This is a genomic window from Micromonospora arida (assembly GCF_003857035.1).
In the GTDB taxonomy this organism is placed as follows: Bacteria; Actinomycetota; Actinomycetes; order Mycobacteriales; family Micromonosporaceae; genus Micromonospora; species Micromonospora arida.
Genome location: NZ_QGSY01000148.1, coordinates 1 through 16,957, shown reverse-complemented (window position 1 = coordinate 16,957; position 16,957 = coordinate 1). Strand labels below are relative to the sequence as shown.

Here is a 16,957-nt window from a genome sequence, read left to right as displayed (position 1 = left end):
GTCAGAACAGCGTCAGCGGCTCGACCGGGATCGGCTCGGGCAACGCGTCGAGCCCGGGTACGCGTGCCCGGACCTCGTCGTGGAACCGGCGGGCGAGCGCCGGCGCTTCGGCGTTGTCCGGGGTGTGGATGAACATCGTCGGCGAGCGCCCCTCGCGTAGCCAGGTGACTGTCACGTCGATCCAGCGTTGCCACCCCTCGACAGTGCGCGTCGAGTCGTCGCGACCGAGGTAGCGGACGATCGGCCGGTCGGTCAGCGCGACAGTCCGGAGCGGCACGCGGGGCTTCTTGGTCCAGGCGTCCCGCTCCGCGTCGCTGGTCGGCGGGCTCGCGAAGAAGGCGGTCGTGTCGAAGGGGATCCATTCGGCGTGGGCGGCGGCGAGGGTCGCCCCGAGCAGTCGGGCCGCGCGGGCGTCGGTGAAGAACGCGGGATGGCGGACCTCCACCGCGTACCGGTGGGACTGCGGAAGCTGCTCCAGGAAACGGCCCAGGGCCGGGACGTCGGCGGGCGCGAACGAGCCGGGCAGTTGGATCCAGAGGGCGTGGGCGCGTGGGCCGAGCGGTTCGATGGCGTCCAGAAAGAAGCGCAGCGGTTCGTCGACGTTGGTGAGCCGGCGTTCGTGCGTGATGACCTTGGGAAGTTTGAGGACGAACCGGAAGTCGGGATCCGTCTGGGCGGCCCACGAGGCCACGGTGTCCCGGGCCGGGGTCGCGTAGAACGTGGTGTTGCCCTCCACGGCGTCGCACCAACTGGCGTAGTGCCGCAGGCGCTCGGTGGGCGGCAGCCGGTGGCCCGGCCACGACCGGTGACTCCACATCGCGCACCCCACGTGCAGACGCATGACCGCCCTTCCCGCCGGTGAACGCGCTCGACCGGAGCCCACCGTATACGGGCCGGCGGACCCGGCCGGGCCCACCGTGCGGCAGGTAGGGTCCGACGCCATGCGTGTGCTGTTCGCCAGTCTTGCGTCCGTCGGTCATACCTACCCGCTGATTCCGCTGGCCATCGCCACCAGGGACGCCGGGCACGAGGTCCACTTCGCCGCCGGGACAGAGGTGCACGCGCCGCTCGCCGCGCAAGGCCTGCGGCCGTTCCGGCCCGGCGACGCCTTCTACGAGGTGTACGCCGAGGATCTCGCACCGGAGCTGGCGCGGCTGCGGCCCGACCTTGTGGTGCACGAGTGGGGGCTGCCGGGGGCGGCCGTGGCGGCTCACCGGGCCGGGATCCAGGGCCTGTGGCACGGGTTCGGCCGGATGTTTCCCGAGGGCATCGGCCTGGAACTGCCCACCAGGAACGCCGAGGTCGTCGGCCGGCCGCACCTGGACATCTGGCCGCCCTCGCTGCAGGACAAGGACTTCCTCGCCACCGAACGTCGGATCGAGCTGCGCCCGGTGGCCTTCTCCACACCGGCGCCGCTGCCCGAACGGGCGAGCCGTCGCACGTCCCGACCGTTGATCTATCTGACCCTCGGCACCGCGTTCGGCACGCCGGAGCTGCTGCGCAACGCCATCGCCGGCCTGGCGGCGCTGGACGCCGAGGTGGTGGTCGCGGCCGGCCGGGTGCCAATGGAACAACTGGGCGAGATCCCTGACCACGTCAGCGTGCACCAGTGGGTGTCGCAGGCGGAGTTGCTGCCGCTCGTCGACCTGGTGGTGCACCACGGAGGTAGCGGCACCACCCTCGGCGCGCTCGCGGCCGGCGTACCGCAGTTGCTGCTGCCGCAGGGCGCCGACCAGTTCGCCAACGCCGACACGCTCGCCACCGCCGGTCTCGCCCTGCGGCTCCTTCCCGGCGAGGTGGACGCGGTTGCCATCGCCGAACAGGCTCACCGCCTACTGCCGCAGCGCGGCAACGTCGAGCAGCGCGACGCGGCCCGCGCTGTCGCCGAGGAGATCGCCGCCATGCCCTCGCCAGCGGCCGTCGCTGGACTCCTGCCGGAGTACGCCGCCTGACTGCACGCAACATCGTCAACTCAAGGTTGACGAAACGCATGCGTCAACCTATGGTTGACGCATGACAGATCCTCTCCAGATGGGTAACACCGTCAAGCTCGACGACCTGATCCAGGCGATCAAGACGGCGCACACGGACGCGCTCGACCAGCTCACCGACGCGGTCATCGCCGCCGATCACCTCGGCGAGGTCGCCGATCACCTGATCGGGCATTTCGTCGACCAGGCCCGGCGATCGGGTGCCTCCTGGACCGACATCGGTCGCAGCATGGGTGTCACCAAGCAGGCCGCCCAGAAGCGCTTCGTGCCGAAGGCGACCGAGGCGGCCGCGCTCGACCCCAACGCCGGCTTCGGCCGGTTCACCCCTCGCGCCCGCAACGTGGTGATGGCCTCGCAGGAGGAGGCCCGCGCCAGCGGCAACGCCGAGATCGGCCCCGAGCACCTGGTGCTGGGCCTGCTGGCCGAGCCGGACGGGCTGGCTGCCAGGGTGATGGCTGGTCGCGGCGCCACCCCCGAGGTGGTACGGGAGGCGGTCGGTGCCGTCCTCCCGCCACGGGCCGAGCAGGTTCCGGACCTCATCCCGTACGACGCGCGCGGCAAGAAGGCGCTGGAGTTGACCTTCCGGGAGGCGCTGCGGCTCGGGCACAACTACATCGGCACCGAGCACATGCTGCTCGCCCTGCTCGAGCAGGAGGACGGCGCCGGGGTGCTCACCAACCTCGGCCTGGACAAGGCGACGGTCGAGGCCGACCTGGCCGCCGCCCTCGCCGCCGCCGTCGGAAAGAAGTGAGAACCCGAGGTCAGGGGACCTCAGGAAAGCCGTAACGCAGGGCGTGCTCCGGATCGGCCGGGTCGATCTGGCGTACGCCCGCGTCGGCGAGGCGCTTGTTGACCTCGTCGAGTTGCTCGCGCACCAGGCGGGCCTCCTCCTCGGTGACCCGGCCCCGGTGGGGCTTGCCGGCGTGCTCCAGCGTGCCGTAGTCGATCTTCTCGGTGGTCTTGCGGGCCTTGGGCGGGCGAACCCGCTCGGCCGTCTTCAACAGCTGCGCCATCGGCACGTCGGTGGCCATCGCGTCGAACTCGCTGGCGGTCAACACCACTCGGCGGGGCTCGCCGCCACCGTGCCGATCGTGGATCTCCACCACCGCCACGTCCAGCGCGGCGTCGTCGATGTTCTCCACCTCGCCCGGGGTGGCGTCCAACTGCACGGGCCCGGCGACCAGGTCCGGGTGCTCCAGCACGACGACGCGGACCACCTCGTCGTCCTGCTGCAGAACCGTGCCGGTGAAGTCGGAGACGTGGATCGTCTTCTTGCCCATGCGCGGAGCTTCTCCTGTCGTAGGCCGGGATGGCGGACCACAAGAAATTACCCGACAGGTGTGCGAAAGCCGCCGCTGGACCTCCTCCGGTGTGTCGCCCCGAACGTCAGAGGCTGCCCGTCGGGACAACCGACCGATGGTGCCTCAGTGGGAGTTCAGGCGGTGCCGACTGGAGCTGCCGACGGGCAGCTTGTTCAGCCCGGCCCATGACAGGGCACCGCCGCCGATCGTCCGAGGGTTCCGGTAGCGCGGCTGGGGCGGATTGCCTCCGACGGCCTCCGCCGCCTGCCAGAGTCGCTCGGGGTCCTGCTGGTAGTGGTCGCTCGGCTGAATCGGCATGCGTTCACCGTCCCAAACAAAGGTGTCCAGATATGGAAATACATATGACGGTCGATCCGGACGCCCGGTTCCCGCACCCCTTTCCCGCTCGGCCCTGACGTATCCTGCGCCCGGCCCTGCCGTCCGGCGTACGGTGATCCACGACGGGTCGGGTGACGGGGAGGTGCGCATGCTCGACCGGCGACTTCACCTGCACCTGGCCACCTGGCTCGGCCAGTGGCCGGCCGGGCCGGGGTTGCACGTGGTCGCCTCGCATCGGCGGGCCGAACCGGCCTGGGACGGTCGGCTGCGCCCCGCGCTCGCCGTGGACACCGGGCAGAGTGCCGTGCTCTCCGTGCCGCCGGACCGTGTGGCGGCGATCCGCGCGGTGGTTCGCCATAGGCCGGCTCGCTTGCTCGCCGCGCTGCCGGAGGCCGTCGGCCGGCCCGAATTCTGCGTACACGACGGGCCCTTCCGGTGGAGCGTGGCACCCGCCCCGCTGCCCGACGTGGGGGAGTGGACCGAGCCGACCGCCGCCGGGCTGCCGCCGTGGCTGCGGCTCTTCGACCGGCCGGTGCTTGTGGTCCGTGACCCGGACGGCGCCTATCTGGCCGGTGCCGGGATCAAGCGGCACGACGCGTACGGGCACGAGTTGGCCGTCGGCACCGTGCCGGCCGCCCAGGGGCGTGGCCTCGCCCGTCGGCTGGTGGCCCAGGCGGCGCGGCGGGTGCTCGACGAGGGGGCGGTCCCCACCTACCTGCACGAGCGGGGCAATCACGCCTCGGCCCGGGTCGCCGAGGCGGCCGGGTTTCCGGACCGGGGCTGGCGCGCGTACGGGGTCTATCCGCGCTGAGCGGGCATTGGGCGCGGACCGTGGATCCCGGGCCGGATCCACGGTCCGCAACCTCCCCCCAGGCCCCGGTTCCGGGTGTAACGGCCGCCGCTGTGGGTGAGCCGCTACGTGTCGATCACGCTACGTATCGAATCGGCTCGGGGCAAGGTTGAAGCTGTCGGTTCGGAGTGTCGAAAAGTGGACTTGACCTGCTGCTACGCCGGCCGAAGGAGGTCGGCTGGATCAGTGACGGAGCGTGCGAATCAGGTCGAGCACCTGTCGGGTCACCGGCCGCAGCACCCGGAGCCGGGACAGCGCCACGAGCCGGTCGATCAGTGGTACCGCCCCGTCGATGAGCTGGCGGGTCTTGGTCTGGCCCGGCGATCGGTCGTGCACCCAGTAGAGGATCACGCCCATGTACGCGAGCCAGAGCAGCTCGGGCAGCTGCGGGCGCAGCTCGGCGTCGACCTTGGCCGTCGAGCCGGTCAACACCTCGCCGAAGAGGTCGATGGCCGCCTGTCGGGGGCCGGAGGACTCCGCGGAGAAGGGACTCAGCGGGGAGGTTGGCTCCGCCGCCGTCTTGAAGAAGGTCGCGGCGAATCCGTGTGAGGGCGTCAACACGTCGATCCCCGCGTGCAGCACCCCGGCGAGCCGGGGACCGAACGCCTCCTCCCGATCGAGCACGGGCTGCGCGGCGGCCCGGTGCTCGACCTGGGACTGGGCGTAGAACTCCTGAATCAGGTGGTCCTTGGAACCGAAGTAGTAGTAGGCGTTGCCGACCGCCACGCCGGCCTCCTGCGCGATCGCCCGCATTGTGGTCTGGGCGTACCCGCGTTCGCGGAACAGCCGCATGGCGGTGTCCCGGATCAGCTGCCGGGTCTGCTCGCCTCGCGCGGTGGCAGGGTCACCCGCAGTGGTCGTCTGCGCAGGCTGCTCGGTCATCGGGGCCACCGTATCCCGCCGGTTCGTCGGTCGGCTCGGCCCACGGGTCGCGGATCCGCTCGCGGATCGCCGAGGCGGCGGCCACCGTCTGCCGGGCGAGGGGCAGCAGGTGCGGTCGGGCCAGCCGCTCGGCCGTGGACCGATGGTCGGTCAGCGCCCAGAGGCAGGCGAACCAGGCGCCGTCGCCCGCGTACACCTCGCCGGTGTCGGCGATCACGGTGAGGTCGCGCAGTGTCGCGTCGTGGTCCAGGCCCGGGAAGCGCCGCCGGGCCTCGGTGGACCCGGCCGGCACGAACTCCAGGGGTACGAGCTGGGCGCGGGACGACAACCAGCGGCGGGCGGCGCGGCAGAGTGGGCAGGCCGCGTCGAACAGGACGGTGAACCCCCGGATCCCACCGCCGGAGTGAGCGGTGGGATCCGGGAGCCGACCGGCGCCGTCGGTCGGGGGCACGGTCATCGGGTTGGTGGGTTGTTCGTCGGGCCGACGCCCGGTTGCGGACCAGCGGGCTGGGGTCCGGCCGGGTGCGCGACGGTCGGCTGCGGTCCGCCCGGGTACGCGCCGACCATGTGCGATCCGGGTGGGGTGGACGGCATGGGGAGTCGGCCGATCGGGGCGAGCGGGGGATGGGTGGCGAGCTGGCGGAGTCGGTTTCGGCGGTAGCGGCCGAGCGCGAAGACGTTGAAGAAGTGCAGCGCGCCGAGCACCAGCAGCACCAAGCCGATCTTGAGGGACAGTTCCTCCATTGCCTGGCTGGTCGAGTCCACCGGGTCGGGGTGCTTCATCGCCACCGTGACGTAGCCGAGGTTGAGCAGGTAGAAGCCGACCACCAGGAGGCTGTTGACCGCTCGGGCGAGCCGTTCCTCGGCGAACACCTCCTCCAGGAAGACCTGCCCGTTGCGGGAGAGTGCTCGCGCCACCCAGATGGTCAGGCCGACGCTGACCGCGAGGTAGATCACGTACATCCAGACCTTGATGTCCATGTGGACGCCCTTCTTGAACGTGTTCAACTACCGACGTCATCAGACTAGGGTCGATGTTGAACATGTTCAAGAAGTGGCGACCAGTGACTGTGGACACTCCGGTGCGGTGCTGGAGCGCGCCATCCGGCCGCGCCTGAAGCCCGGCCGGATGGCGCCGTGGCTCAGCCGGCCAGGCCGAGCACCTCGGCCGCCGCGCGACCGTTGGCGTGGCTCGCCCCGTAGGTGGTGACGAAGGCGCGGACGCCCGCGGGCCGCCACTGTGCCGGCCAGCCCATCTCCACCACTGTCACCGGGTGCGCCGCCGCCAGGTCGGCGATCAGCTCCGGGCCGCCGGGCAGCCGGTGCAGGTGTCGTCCGACCAGGACGATGGGACGGTCGTCCGCCAATCCGCGCAGCGTGGCCGCGTCGGTCTCGGCGGCGATCACCCGGATCTCCGGCACCCCGTCCAGGTGCGGGCCGAGGCCCCACGGCACCCGCCCCTCGGCGATCGTCGACTCGGTGTGCAGTTGCACCACCAGTGGCTGGTCCAGGCCGCTGAGCAGGCCATCCACCCGGACCGCTCGGCGCGCTGCCGCGTACCCCAGCTCGGGGTAGCCGGTGGCCGGCGACCCGTTGGTGGCCCGGGTCCAGGCGGCGAGGTCGGCGGCGCGGCCGGCCGCCTCCTCGACCCGGGCCCTCGCGAGCCGGCCGTCGGCGAGCGCGTCGACGATCTCGGCGGCCACCCGCTCGACCAGTTCGGCGTCGACCTTCGCGCCGATGCAGAGCAGGTCGGCACCCGCGCCCAGGGCCCGGACCGCAGCCGGCCCGACCCCGCCGGCGGCCACCGCGGCACCCTTCATCTCCAGCGCGTCGGTGATGACGGTGCCGGTGAAGCCGTACTCGGTGCGCAGCAGGTCGACCAGGACGGCTCGGCTGAAGGTGGCCGGGTCGGCGCCGGTGAGCGCCGGCACCCGGATGTGCGCTGTCATCACGGCGCGCGCCCCGGCGGCGACGATGGCCGCGAACGGCGGTAGGTCCCGCTGGCGGAGCAGGCTCAGCGGAGCGTCCACGGTGGGCAGTTCGTGGTGGGAGTCGGTGACGGTGGCGCCGTGCCCGGGGAAGTGCTTGGCGCAGGCGGCCACGCCGGCGGCCTGCAACCCGGCCACGGCGGCGGCCGAGTGGGCGGCCACCCGTACCGGATCCGCGCCGAAGGACCGGGTGCCGATCACCGGGTTGTCGTCGGCGGTGTTGACGTCGACCGTGGGGGCGAGGTTGACGGTGATGCCGAGCGCGGCCAGTTCGGCGCCGATCGACTGGTAGACCCGTCGGGTGAGGGCCACGTCGCCGATCGCACCCAGGGCGGCGTTGCCGGGGTACGGGCTGCCGGTGGCGTGCGCCAGCCGGGTCACGTCGCCACCCTCCTCGTCGATGGCGATCAGCGCGTCCGGCCGACCGGTGCGCAGCGCGGCGGTGCTCGCCGTCACCTGCGCGGGGTCGTGCACGTTGGTGCCGAACAGGGTGTGCCCGGCCAGCCCGTCGGCCAGCAGGTCGACCGCCCAGTCCGGCGGGACCGGTCCCGGGTACGCGGCCAGCAGCGTGCCCAGCGCCAGCCGGCGCAGTCCTGGATCCAACCCCACGTGATCTTCCCCCTTCGCTGCCCCGCGGGTACGAGACGTCGTACCGGTGGTGGTCCTGGCCCTGCCGACTCGGCGGAGCGTCCCACCGTCGAGTGGCCGTTACGCTACGGCTACCCGTTCGCAGGTCGGTTTACAGTTAGCAAAGTTTACTAAAACTAGAGGACGTGTCATGAGTGCGACCCGGCTGCCCGGCACCCCCCGTCTGTTGCGGGCGCTCAACGACCGTGCCGCGCTGGAACTGCTCCTCGAACGCGGCCCGCTGACCCGAGCACGACTCGGCGAGCTGACCGGCCTGTCGAAGGTCACCGCCTCGCAACTGGTCGAGCGGCTGGAGGAGCGCGGCCTCGTCGCGCGGGTCGGCGAGCAGGCCGGCGGGCGAGGGCCGAACGCCCAGCTCTACGCCGTCCGCCCGGGCAGCGCGCACGTGGTCGGAGTGGACGTCGGGCCGGACCGGGTGGTGGCCGCCTGCGCCGACATCACCGGTGCGGTCATCGGCCGGGTGGAGCAGTCGACCCGGGACACCGACGACCCGGTGGGCGTGGTGCACAACGCCGTCGTGCAGGCGGCGAGCAGCGCCCAGGCGCAGCTGAGCAGCGTACGACGGATCGTGCTCGGCACGCCGGGCCTGGTCGACCCCGGCACCGGCGACATCACCTTCGCGTTCAACCTGCCGCGCTGGCACAGCGGTCTGCTCGCCGCGTTGCGGGACGACCTGCACACTCCGGTGGTCTTCGAGAACGACGTCAACCTGGCCGCGGTGGCCGAGGCGCAGTCCGGCGCAGCGCAGGGGCTGTCGGACTTCGTGCTGGTCTGGGTGGGCGCCGGCGTCGGCCTGGCGATCATGCTGGGCGGGCGGTTGCACCACGGCAGCAGCGGTGCGGCCGGCGAGATCGGCTACCTGCCGGTGCCCGGCGCTCCCATCCCGCGCGACGTCTCCCGTCGCGCCAAGCCGGCCTTCCAGCAGTTGATCGGTGCGGACTCGGTGCGCGCGGTGGCCCGCGAGCACGGCTTCCCGGACGCCGCCGCCGCCGAGGCGGTCCGCGCGGCCGTCGCGGCCGGCGCCGACGGCGGCCCGATGCTCGACGAACTGGCCCGTCGGCTCGCGCTCGGCGTGGCCAGCACCTGCGTGGTGCTGGACCCGCCGCTGGTCGTGCTCGCCGGCGAGGTGGGCCAGGCCGGCGGTGCGGCGCTCGCCGACCGGGTGCAGCAGGAGGTCGCGGCGATCACCCTGGTCCAGCCGCGAGTGGTGCCGACCGGGCTGACCGAGGAGCCGATCCTCCAGGGCGCGCTGCGCACCGCCCTGGACGCCGTACGCGACGAGGTGTTCGGCTCCACCGTCGGCTGAGCCCGCTGCGGCGGTCATGTGAAGGAATATTTCACCGCGCGTCCGCAGGGTGCAAGCTCTTGCCGCCTGCTGGTCGGGCTCGGCCCACCGGGCCGCCCATCGAAAATGGGCAGCCCGGTGAAAGCCTCAGATCAGGTCGCGGCGACGGAACACGGCAAATGCCGCCGCGGTCAGCCCGCCAGTGAGCACGAGCAGCACCAGCAGCGCGGTCGGCCAGTTCAGGCTGTAGAAGCTCTCGCAGTAGCCGGTGCCCGTGCTGCCCGCGCAGACCTGAGGGTCGTAGAACCGCGTCCTACCGCTGAGCCACGTTGCGACGTGACTGGAGAGCATCAGCTGATCGGGCCGCCGGGCATCGACGATCTCCAGCACCAGCCGGCCGCCCAACTCCCACAGCACCGCGTACGCGGCGGCCGCCCCCAGCGCCGCCGAGGTGTGCCGACCCAGCGTGGCGATCGCGAAGCCCAGGGCAGAAGCCAGCAGCACCAGCACCAGGCCACGGCCGTGCACCGCACCGAGTGAACGCCAGAAGTCACCATCCAGCTGGCCCGGCAACCCGGCGGTCTGCCCGATCACCCAGAACGTGGCGAGGTAGGCCACCGACGCCAGCAGGGCCAGCACCAGCACCGTACCGAGCAGCGTGCCCAACTTGGCCGCGAGCACCGTCAACCGGCGCGGTCGCCAGAGCAGCAGGTTCACCACACCGCCGGAGTTCAGGTCCGCGCCGATGTAGGAGGCGCCCACCAGAAACCCGAACAGCACCAGGAACGCGATGAGGAAATAGAGCAGCGGCAGCGCCTGCCCAGCGAAGCTGAACACACCCGGCAGGTAGTCGGCGGGGATCGGCAGCCGATCCTGTCGGATCGGATCGATCGACGAGCACTCCTCCGGGAAGTACTGACCCATCTCGCTCTGCGGAAGTGTGCCGTTCTGTCGCGACAGGCACTGCTGGAAGGCGACCTCCATCCCCTGCCGTGCCTCGGCGGCCTGCGCCCGCGCCGAGTTCATCTCGTCCGCGTTCGGCTTGTGGGAACCGGCGAGCGTCGTCGCCGCCGTGACGGCGAACGCCAACACCAACAGGAGGACCATGAGCTGCACGAAGCGACGCGCGGACAGTCGCTCCAACTCGGCACGCACCAGGTTCACGCGTCCACTCCCCGATCGAGGTCGATCACAGCTTCGCCCTGCGGCAGCGACGAGTCGCCGACCTGCCGCGGCACCGACGAATGCTCGTACGCGCCGGTCAGCTCCAGGAAGACGCTCTCCAGATCCGGCCGCAGCGGCGTCAGCTCGCCCACCCACAGATCCTGCTCACCGAGCACCCGGCTGACCACCGTCGGGTCGCTCACCCCGCTCACCACCAACGCTCCGCCGTCCACGACCGCCGTCAGCTCGGCCGCGTGCAGCAGCTCGACGGCCCGCTCCGGCTCGGCCACCCGGACCAGGAACTCGTGCCGGTCGTGGCCCGCCAGCACCTCGTCCACCCGACCGGTCGCGACCCGCCGCCCCCGAGAGATGATCGTGACGTGGTCGCAGATCAGCTGGATCTCGCCCAGGATGTGACTGGACACCAGCACTGTCACCCCGTTGGCCGACAGCGATCGCATCAGGTCCCGCATCTCCCGGATGCCCGCCGGATCCAGCCCGTTCGCCGGCTCGTCCAGGATGAGCAGACGCGGGTCCTTCAACAGCGCGGACGCCACCGCCAGACGCTGCTTCATGCCCAGCGAGTAGCCCTTCACCCGCTCATCGCCCCGGTCGTGCAGGCCCACCAGATCCAGTACCTCGTCCACCCGCGAGACCGGCACACCACCGGCGCGGGCCAACAACCGCAGCGTCCGGTAGCCGGTGAAGTTGCCGAAGAACTGAGGGCTCTCCACGATGGCGCCGACCTGGCCCGCCACCCGGGGCAGCAGCTCCGGCGACGGTTCGCCGAGCACTGTCATCCGGCCGCTGTCGGCGCGTACCAGCCCGAGCAGGGCCCGCAGCGTGGTGGTCTTGCCCGAGCCGTTGGGGCCCAGGAAACCGTGGACCTGGCCCGCCTCGACCAACAGGTCGAACCCGTCCACCGCCACCCGTCGGCCGCTGCGCAGGCTGCGGAAGGTCTTGCGCAGACCCTCGATCTCGATGACCGCGCTCATCCGCGCGGCTCCGTACGTCGGCGGGGCATGGGCCGTCCTTCGGGCTTGGTGATCAACGACACGGCGCTTCACCCTATGGCCGAGGTGCCGCCCGTGGGGGGCACCTCGGCGTTGCGTGGTTGGATGGTGTGGTGACTGGTGACCTGATCCCCGGCGCTGCCGGCGCCGCGCCTGCCGCCGCTTTCGTGGACCCGGATCTGGTGGTCAGCCTCGACGGCGTCGGCGTACGCCGCTCTGGCACCGCCCTCCTCCAGGACCTGACCTGGCGCGTCGAACTCGACGAGCGGTGGGTCGTGCTCGGCTCGAACGGTGCCGGCAAAACCACACTGCTCAACCTCGCCGCCGGTCGGCTGCACCCCACCACGGGTGTCGCGCACGTGCTCGGCGAGCGGATCGGCCGCACCGACGTCAACGAGCTGCGTACCCGGATCGGGCTCACCACCGCCGCGGTCGCCGAGCGGCTCCCCGCCGACGAGCGGGTCAGCGACGTGGTGGTGACCGCCGCCTGGTCGGTGGTCGGCCGCTGGCGGGAGAACTACGACCGTGGCGACGAGGCGCGGGCGCGGGCACTGCTGAGTCAACTCGGCGTCGGTGGCCTCGCCGAACGCCGCTACGGCACCCTCTCCGAGGGTGAGCGCAAGAGGGTGCAGATCGCCCGTGCCCTGATGACCGACCCGGAGCTGCTGCTGCTCGACGAGCCCGCCGCCGGGCTCGACCTGGGCGGTCGGGAAGACCTGGTCGCGCGACTGGCCGAGCTTGCCCACGACCCGGACGCCCCGGCGATGGTGCTGGTCACCCACCACGTCGAGGAGATCCCGCCCGGGTTCACCCACGCGATGCTTCTGCGCGAGGGTGGGGTGGTCGCCCAGGGTCTGCTCACCGAGACGCTGACCGGTGACAACCTCTCCAAGACGTTCGGGCTGCCACTGGTGGTCGAGCGGTCCGGCGACCGCTTCACGGCTCGCGCCGCCTGAGCGTCGGAGAGGCGGAGACGGCCGTGCCGCAGACCCGGGTCGCCGTGGTGGGCAGCGCCAACATGGACCTGGTCGCGATGGCACCCGCGCTGCCTCGACAGGGCGAGACCATGCTCGGCACCGACTTCGTGATGGTGCCCGGCGGCAAGGGCGCCAACCAGGCCGTGGCCGCGGTCCGGGCCGGTGCCTCCTGCGCCTTCCTCGGCGCGATCGGCTCGGACGCCTTCGGCGTCACCCTCAAGGCCCGCATCACCGCGGCCGGCGTGGACACCAGTCAGCTTCGCGTGGTCTACGGCGCCTCCGGAGTGGCGCTGGTGATGGTCAACGCCCAGGGGGAGAACGCCATCGTCGTCACCCCCGGCGCGAACGAGGCCCTGGTCGACCTCACCGAGGAGGAGCTGACCACGGTGCGCGCGGCGGACGTCCTGGTCGCCCAACTGGAGATCCCGGTGCAGACCGTGACCGCCGCCACGGTGGCTGCCCGCGAGGCCGGTACGAGGGTCATCCTGAACGCCGCCCCGGCGCGGGACCTCCCACCCGAGCTGCTCACCGCCGTGGACCTGCTGGTCGTCAACGAGGGCGAGGCGCAGGCGCTCGCCGGCCGGGGTCGGGAGGAGCCGCGCGCGCTGCTCGAGCTGACCCCCCGGGCCGTGCTCACTCTCGGCGGTGAGGGCGCCTGGTACGTCGACCGGGACGGCACCGAGGTGCACGTGCCGGCGGTTCGGGTCGACGTGGTCGACTCCACCGCCGCCGGTGACGCCTTCACCGCAGCGCTGGCCGTCGGCTGGGGCGAGGGGCGCGACCTGGTCGACGCGGTGCGCTGGGCGTCGGCGGCCGGCGCTGCCTGCGTCCGCAAGCTCGGCGCCTCGGTGGCGCTACCGCGACGCGCCGAGATCGACGAGCTGTACGTACCGGCCTGAGCGCGTTCCGCGCTGACCCGGCCTGAGCGCGTCGGCGGGTTACGCCCGCTGGCCCGCACCGGTGCGGAAGGCCCGGCGGTACGCCGAGGGTGAGGTCAGCATGACCCGCCCGAAGTGGTGCCGATAGCTCACCGGCGTGTCGAAGCCCACCGCGCGCGCGACCTGCTCGACCGAGGAGTCGGTCTCCTCCAGCAGGGTCAGGCTGGCGCGGATCCGCTGGTCGATCAGCCAACGGATCGGGCTGGTCCCGGTGGCGCGGGCGAAGTGCCGCAGGTAGGTGCGGGACGACATGTGCGCCTGCCCGGCGAGCTGGGCCACGCTCAGCGGCTCGGCGAGATGGGCGAGAGCCCAGTCGATGCTGCCCGCGATCCGGTCGTCGTCCGGGTCGGCGGCTACCGGTGCCTCGACGAACTGGGCCTGCCCGCCGTCGCGGTGCGGGGGGATCACCAGCCGTCGGGCGACCGCGTTGGCGATCGCCGCGCCGTGGTCGCGTCGGATCACGTGCACGCAGAGGTCCAGCCCGGCCGCGCTGCCTGCACTGGTGAGGAGGTCACCGTCATCGAGGTAGAGCACGTCCGCGTCCACCTCGACCCGCGGGTAGCGCCGCGCCAGCAGTTCCGCGTACCGCCAGTGGGTAGTGGCCCGTCGACCGTCCAGCAGACCCGCCCCGGCCAGCGCGAACGCGCCCGAGCAGATCGACATGATCCGGGCACCGCATCGGTGTGCCTGGCGCAGCGCGGTGATCAGCTCGGGCGACGGGTCAGCGGTCACGTCCGGCACACCGGGCACGATCACCGTCCGCGCCGTGGCCAGCTCGGCCAGACCGTACGGGGTGTGCAGGCTGGCCCCGCCGACCACCGGTACCGGCCCCGGTTGCTCGGCGCAGAGCACCAGGTCGTACCAGTCGACGTCGAACTCCGGCCGGGCCAGCCCGAAGACCTCGGTGACGATGCCGGTCTCGAACACCGACATCCCCGGGTACGCGAGCACGGCGACCCGGTGCGCCGCCGCCGGTCGCCGGGGCGCTGGCAGCGGGCGCGGGCCGGTTGTCGTGGCCGGAATCGGCATGGCGGGATGTTAGCGCATGACGTCGTTCGCGCCACTCGTTCCGAGGTGGCCTGCCGGCGAGGATCGGTGCATGACTTTCACCTTCGCCGTTCCGCCGGCCGATCCGGCCACCGCCGCCGCCTACTTCCGCAATCGGCTCAGCGTCGAGACCGACGTCAGTGACGTGCACGCCGACCTGTCGGCCCGTACCCCGGGTCTGGTGGTCGTCGACTCCCGGGGCGCGGCTGCCTGGGCACAGGGGCACCTCCCCGGCGCGGTGCACCTGCCCACCGCCGAGATCGCGACCCGGGCGGCGGACCTGATCCCGCCGGGCACGGCGGTGGTGACCTACTGCTGGGGTCCGGGCTGCAACGGCGCGACCCGGGCGGCGCTGGAGTTCGCCCGTCTCGGTCATCCGGTGAAGGAGATGCTCGGCGGGTTCGAGTACTGGGCGCGGGAGGGGCTGCCGGTGGTGACGGAGGCCGGGGTGACCCGGCGACCGGTCGACGACCTCATCGCGCCCACCACGACGATCACCTGCGACTGCTGAGTCGGGACGCAGGCCTGCGAGGGTTCAGCCGACGGGCTCGTCGGTGAGCTTCTCGCCGCGTCGGCGCAGCATGCCCAGCCCGGGGATGCCGGCCACGGCGAGCTTGAGGTCGCGGGTCACGTCCAGCAGGTCGTGCAGGTCCGGCCCGACCCGGTCCAGTGTGGCCAGTATCGGCAGGATGTCCGCCGTCAGGTGTTCCTTGAGCTTCGGCAGCTCGTCGATCAGGTGAATCGCCGCGCTGATCTCCTCGTGGCTCAGCTCCTCGACGAACCGGCCGGCCATCGGCGCGGCCCGGCGCAGCGCCGGCTCGTACGCGGCCAGCAGCTCTGCCGCCGTCGCGGCGGCCTCCGTCGCAGTACCCACTGTGGTGGCGGCGCGGTTCGCGACCCGGTCAGCCGCGGCGACCACCGTGCCCGCCGTCCGGGAGACCCGGTCGGCCTCGGCGACCACCACGGCGGCGGCGGAGGCCACCTCGGTGGCCGTGTCGATGGCGGTGGTCGCGGCGGCGCTGATGACGGCCACCTCGCGAACCGCGGCCTCGGCGTCGGTGAGCACCTGGTCGGTCCGGTCCAGGGTCGTCTCGATCCGGTCGACCACGCCGTTGATCCGGGCCAGTAGCGCCTCCACCCCGTCCAGCACCGCGAACGCGCGGGCGGGCACGGCTGCCATCGAGGCGGCCGAGCCGAGCGCCTGGTCGAGAGCGGAGCGGGTCAGGCCGACCACGGCGGCCGGGGTGGGGAGGGGAATCGCCATGGGATCAAGTGTGCGTCGGCCGTGCCACAACCGCCCGTCGGAGCCGGTCAGTGCGGCCGTCGACCGACGGTGTCGGCGCGGGCCACCCGCAGCGCCCACCAGATCAGCGGCACCTGCAACGGCACCCGGCCGTACGCGATGGCCCGCTTCGTCGGGCGTCGTTGCCGCCAGTCCACGGCCATCTTCACGTTCGCCGGCAGGACGGCGACGAAGAGCGCGGCTGCGGCCCGACCGCCGGCCCGCCGGGTGGTCGGGTGCGCCACGGCCGCCGCCACCGCCAGCTCGGCCACCCCGCTGGCGTACGTCCAGAAGCGGGCCGGCCCGGGCAGCGCGCCTGGCACGATCGGGTCGTACACGCCAGGTCGCAGAAGGTGGGTGACGCCGGCCGCGGCGAGCAGCCCGGCCAGCGCGACGGCCTCGCCGCGGCGGGTGGTCATCGATGGTCCCCCTGCTGTTCGACGGCGCGCTGCACGGCCCGGTAGATCTGCCCGAACCGTAGCGCGTCCGGGGTGCGCACCAGCAGGTCCTCCCGACCGTGGTGCTGCACCCACAACTCGTGCACATGATTGCCGCGCTCGTAGGAGCGGTCCAGCCAACCCAACGGGATCTCCAGGAAAGGCATCAACGCCAGCGCCCCCACCGCGCAGGCGGCGAGGATGATCAGCGCCAATTGCCAGTTGCCCCGGTCCTGCGCGGACCAGGCCAGTGACAGCACGCAGACCACCGCGACCAGCGGCGGCAGCGAGAGCAGCAGGACCAGGACACCGCGACCCAGGACCCGGCCGCGTACGGCGAGGGTCTTCTGCCCGCGCGCGTGCCACACGAACGTCACGTCGGACAGGGCGATCACGTGACCGCCCGCCCGGATCGACTCGGAGGTCACCTGCACCGCGTCGTCCCGGTAATAGAGGGTCATCACTAAGCCTAACCACCGCCAGGCAAACCTCGCCTCGCTCGGACCTTGGCACTTGGCCTTCTTCGCAGAGGGTCGGCCCTTCCTCACAGGGGACTCGGCGGAGGCCCTCCGGCGGGTAGAGGTGATGTTGCGGTGGTCCTTTGGAGCTGAATCGTCTGCGATATCACGCGCCTAGTTGCCGCGCCGCGCTGCGGCCTTGCGGCACCGCAGGCCCTCGGTCCGATTCGTTTGCGATATCAGCTCCATAGGCACCGCAGGAACGCTGTGTCCGCGCCCGCGCTTGCTGCGCCTGCCGGGCCTGCGCCCGCGCTTGCTGCGCCTGCCGGGCCTGCGCCCGCGCTTGCTGCGCCTGCC

20 protein-coding genes are annotated in these 16,957 nt (G+C 72.2%); 7 read left to right on the top strand and 13 right to left on the bottom strand.

The window, feature by feature from the left end; translation table 11 throughout:
* Position 1: 1 nt before the first annotated feature.
* Positions 2 to 817 carry a DUF72 domain-containing protein gene (locus DLJ58_RS10180; protein ID WP_208740993.1) on the bottom strand — a complete coding sequence of 272 codons (816 nt, stop codon included), beginning with the start codon at positions 815 to 817 and terminating at the stop codon, positions 2 to 4.
* Positions 818 to 941: 124 nt separating this feature from the next.
* Here DLJ58_RS10180 and DLJ58_RS10175 point away from each other — a divergent pair, with 124 nt between their 5' ends.
* Both DLJ58_RS10175 and DLJ58_RS10170 read left to right on the top strand, forming a co-directional pair.
* Positions 942 to 1,952, top strand: a complete 1,011-nt coding sequence (locus tag DLJ58_RS10175) for a glycosyltransferase (protein WP_124855126.1) — start codon at positions 942 to 944, stop codon at positions 1,950 to 1,952.
* A 61-nt stretch (positions 1,953 to 2,013) separates the two neighbouring features.
* A complete protein-coding gene (locus DLJ58_RS10170; RefSeq protein ID WP_124855124.1) occupies positions 2,014 to 2,742 on the top strand; it encodes a Clp protease N-terminal domain-containing protein in 729 nt (242 codons plus the stop codon).
* A 10-nt stretch (positions 2,743 to 2,752) separates the two neighbouring features.
* On the opposite strand, the gene DLJ58_RS10165 is transcribed toward DLJ58_RS10170, so the two are convergent.
* Positions 2,753 to 3,271 (bottom strand): hypothetical protein, encoded by a 519-nt coding sequence (locus DLJ58_RS10165; protein WP_124855122.1) that lies wholly within the window; start codon positions 3,269 to 3,271, stop codon positions 2,753 to 2,755.
* Between the two features lie 144 nt (positions 3,272 to 3,415).
* The gene (locus DLJ58_RS10160; protein WP_124855120.1) at positions 3,416 to 3,610 is read right to left on the bottom strand and encodes a DNA repair protein; all 195 of its coding nucleotides are present in this window, start codon (positions 3,608 to 3,610) and stop codon (positions 3,416 to 3,418) included.
* 169 nt (positions 3,611 to 3,779) lie between these two features.
* Between DLJ58_RS10160 and DLJ58_RS10155 the strand changes: the two genes are divergently transcribed.
* A complete protein-coding gene (locus tag DLJ58_RS10155) occupies positions 3,780 to 4,442 on the top strand; it encodes a GNAT family N-acetyltransferase (protein ID WP_124855118.1) in 663 nt (220 codons plus the stop codon).
* A 222-nt stretch (positions 4,443 to 4,664) separates the two neighbouring features.
* Here DLJ58_RS10155 and DLJ58_RS10150 read toward each other — a convergent pair whose 3' ends face one another.
* From DLJ58_RS10150 to DLJ58_RS10135, 4 genes are all read right to left on the bottom strand, one after another.
* Entirely contained in the window at positions 4,665 to 5,363 is a 699-nt protein-coding gene (locus DLJ58_RS10150) for a TetR/AcrR family transcriptional regulator (RefSeq protein WP_112582130.1), read from the bottom strand.
* Positions 5,326 to 5,820 (bottom strand): thiol-disulfide oxidoreductase DCC family protein, encoded by a 495-nt coding sequence (locus DLJ58_RS10145; protein ID WP_124855116.1) that lies wholly within the window; start codon positions 5,818 to 5,820, stop codon positions 5,326 to 5,328. Before DLJ58_RS10145 ends, DLJ58_RS10150 begins: the two co-directional genes overlap by 38 nt.
* Positions 5,817 to 6,371: a hypothetical protein gene (locus DLJ58_RS10140; protein ID WP_244218867.1), complete on the bottom strand. Its 555-nt coding sequence runs from the start codon at positions 6,369 to 6,371 to the stop codon at positions 5,817 to 5,819. Before DLJ58_RS10140 ends, DLJ58_RS10145 begins: the two co-directional genes overlap by 4 nt.
* A gap of 134 nt (positions 6,372 to 6,505) precedes the next feature.
* On the bottom strand, positions 6,506 to 7,960 hold the full coding sequence (locus tag DLJ58_RS10135; RefSeq protein ID WP_124855114.1) for a glycoside hydrolase family 3 N-terminal domain-containing protein: 1,455 nt from the start codon (positions 7,958 to 7,960) through the stop codon (positions 6,506 to 6,508).
* Positions 7,961 to 8,129: 169 nt separating this feature from the next.
* On the opposite strand from DLJ58_RS10135, the gene DLJ58_RS10130 reads away from it, so the two are divergent.
* On the top strand, positions 8,130 to 9,305 hold the full coding sequence (locus DLJ58_RS10130; RefSeq protein WP_124855112.1) for an ROK family transcriptional regulator: 1,176 nt from the start codon (positions 8,130 to 8,132) through the stop codon (positions 9,303 to 9,305).
* A 126-nt stretch (positions 9,306 to 9,431) separates the two neighbouring features.
* Here the strand turns inward: DLJ58_RS10130 and DLJ58_RS10125 are convergent, their stop codons facing one another.
* Together DLJ58_RS10125 and DLJ58_RS10120 are read right to left on the bottom strand one after the other, a co-directional pair.
* A complete protein-coding gene (locus DLJ58_RS10125; RefSeq protein ID WP_124855110.1) occupies positions 9,432 to 10,448 on the bottom strand; it encodes an ABC transporter permease subunit in 1,017 nt (338 codons plus the stop codon).
* Complete coding sequence (locus DLJ58_RS10120) at positions 10,445 to 11,443, bottom strand: ABC transporter ATP-binding protein (RefSeq protein WP_124855108.1); 999 nt, start codon at positions 11,441 to 11,443, stop codon at positions 10,445 to 10,447. The genes DLJ58_RS10125 and DLJ58_RS10120 overlap by 4 nt, the downstream gene beginning before the upstream one ends.
* Before the next feature lie 131 nt (positions 11,444 to 11,574).
* Here DLJ58_RS10120 and DLJ58_RS10115 point away from each other — a divergent pair, with 131 nt between their 5' ends.
* Positions 11,575 to 12,417, top strand: a complete 843-nt coding sequence (locus DLJ58_RS10115) for an ABC transporter ATP-binding protein (RefSeq protein ID WP_124855106.1) — start codon at positions 11,575 to 11,577, stop codon at positions 12,415 to 12,417.
* Between the two features lie 23 nt (positions 12,418 to 12,440).
* A complete protein-coding gene (locus DLJ58_RS10110) occupies positions 12,441 to 13,337 on the top strand; it encodes a ribokinase (protein ID WP_124855104.1) in 897 nt (298 codons plus the stop codon).
* Positions 13,338 to 13,376: 39 nt separating this feature from the next.
* Here DLJ58_RS10110 and ftrA read toward each other — a convergent pair whose 3' ends face one another.
* Entirely contained in the window at positions 13,377 to 14,405 is a 1,029-nt protein-coding gene (gene ftrA, locus DLJ58_RS10105; RefSeq protein WP_124855102.1) for a transcriptional regulator FtrA, read from the bottom strand.
* Between the two features lie 70 nt (positions 14,406 to 14,475).
* Between ftrA and DLJ58_RS10100 the strand changes: the two genes are divergently transcribed.
* Positions 14,476 to 14,934, top strand: a complete 459-nt coding sequence (locus DLJ58_RS10100) for a rhodanese-like domain-containing protein (protein ID WP_124855100.1) — start codon at positions 14,476 to 14,478, stop codon at positions 14,932 to 14,934.
* A 24-nt stretch (positions 14,935 to 14,958) separates the two neighbouring features.
* Here the strand turns inward: DLJ58_RS10100 and DLJ58_RS10095 are convergent, their stop codons facing one another.
* Genes DLJ58_RS10095 through DLJ58_RS10085 form a run of 3 tightly spaced genes read right to left on the bottom strand, consistent with a single transcriptional unit; the run spans position 14,959 to position 16,603 of the window.
* The gene (locus DLJ58_RS10095) at positions 14,959 to 15,687 is read right to left on the bottom strand and encodes a hypothetical protein (RefSeq protein ID WP_124855098.1); all 729 of its coding nucleotides are present in this window, start codon (positions 15,685 to 15,687) and stop codon (positions 14,959 to 14,961) included.
* Between the two features lie 47 nt (positions 15,688 to 15,734).
* Entirely contained in the window at positions 15,735 to 16,124 is a 390-nt protein-coding gene (locus tag DLJ58_RS10090; RefSeq protein ID WP_124855096.1) for a DoxX family protein, read from the bottom strand.
* Positions 16,121 to 16,603 carry a DUF6232 family protein gene (locus DLJ58_RS10085; protein WP_124855094.1) on the bottom strand — a complete coding sequence of 161 codons (483 nt, stop codon included), beginning with the start codon at positions 16,601 to 16,603 and terminating at the stop codon, positions 16,121 to 16,123. Before DLJ58_RS10085 ends, DLJ58_RS10090 begins: the two co-directional genes overlap by 4 nt.
* Positions 16,604 to 16,957 lie beyond the last annotated feature (354 nt).

Excerpts from the sequence above, each read along its gene's own strand:
- DLJ58_RS10150 (WP_112582130.1), bottom strand. The coding sequence starts at position 5,363 with ATGACCGAGCAGCCTGCGCAGACGACCACTGCGGGTGACCCTGCCACC.
- DLJ58_RS10120 (WP_124855108.1), bottom strand. The coding sequence starts at position 11,443 with ATGAGCGCGGTCATCGAGATCGAGGGTCTGCGCAAGACCTTCCGCAGC.
- DLJ58_RS10085 (WP_124855094.1), bottom strand. The coding sequence starts at position 16,603 with ATGACCCTCTATTACCGGGACGACGCGGTGCAGGTGACCTCCGAGTCG.
- DLJ58_RS10175 (WP_124855126.1), top strand. The coding sequence starts at position 942 with ATGCGTGTGCTGTTCGCCAGTCTTGCGTCCGTCGGTCATACCTACCCG.
- ftrA (WP_124855102.1), bottom strand. The coding sequence starts at position 14,405 with ATGCCGATTCCGGCCACGACAACCGGCCCGCGCCCGCTGCCAGCGCCC.
- DLJ58_RS10155 (WP_124855118.1), top strand. The coding sequence starts at position 3,780 with ATGCTCGACCGGCGACTTCACCTGCACCTGGCCACCTGGCTCGGCCAG.
- DLJ58_RS10165 (WP_124855122.1), bottom strand. The coding sequence starts at position 3,271 with ATGGGCAAGAAGACGATCCACGTCTCCGACTTCACCGGCACGGTTCTG.
- DLJ58_RS10160 (WP_124855120.1), bottom strand. The coding sequence starts at position 3,610 with ATGCCGATTCAGCCGAGCGACCACTACCAGCAGGACCCCGAGCGACTC.
- DLJ58_RS10130 (WP_124855112.1), top strand. The coding sequence starts at position 8,130 with ATGAGTGCGACCCGGCTGCCCGGCACCCCCCGTCTGTTGCGGGCGCTC.
- DLJ58_RS10170 (WP_124855124.1), top strand. The coding sequence starts at position 2,014 with ATGACAGATCCTCTCCAGATGGGTAACACCGTCAAGCTCGACGACCTG.
- DLJ58_RS10095 (WP_124855098.1), bottom strand. The coding sequence starts at position 15,687 with ATGGCGATTCCCCTCCCCACCCCGGCCGCCGTGGTCGGCCTGACCCGC.
- DLJ58_RS10145 (WP_124855116.1), bottom strand. The coding sequence starts at position 5,820 with ATGACCGTGCCCCCGACCGACGGCGCCGGTCGGCTCCCGGATCCCACC.
- DLJ58_RS10100 (WP_124855100.1), top strand. The coding sequence starts at position 14,476 with ATGACTTTCACCTTCGCCGTTCCGCCGGCCGATCCGGCCACCGCCGCC.
- DLJ58_RS10090 (WP_124855096.1), bottom strand. The coding sequence starts at position 16,124 with ATGACCACCCGCCGCGGCGAGGCCGTCGCGCTGGCCGGGCTGCTCGCC.
- DLJ58_RS10180 (WP_208740993.1), bottom strand. The coding sequence starts at position 817 with ATGTGGAGTCACCGGTCGTGGCCGGGCCACCGGCTGCCGCCCACCGAG.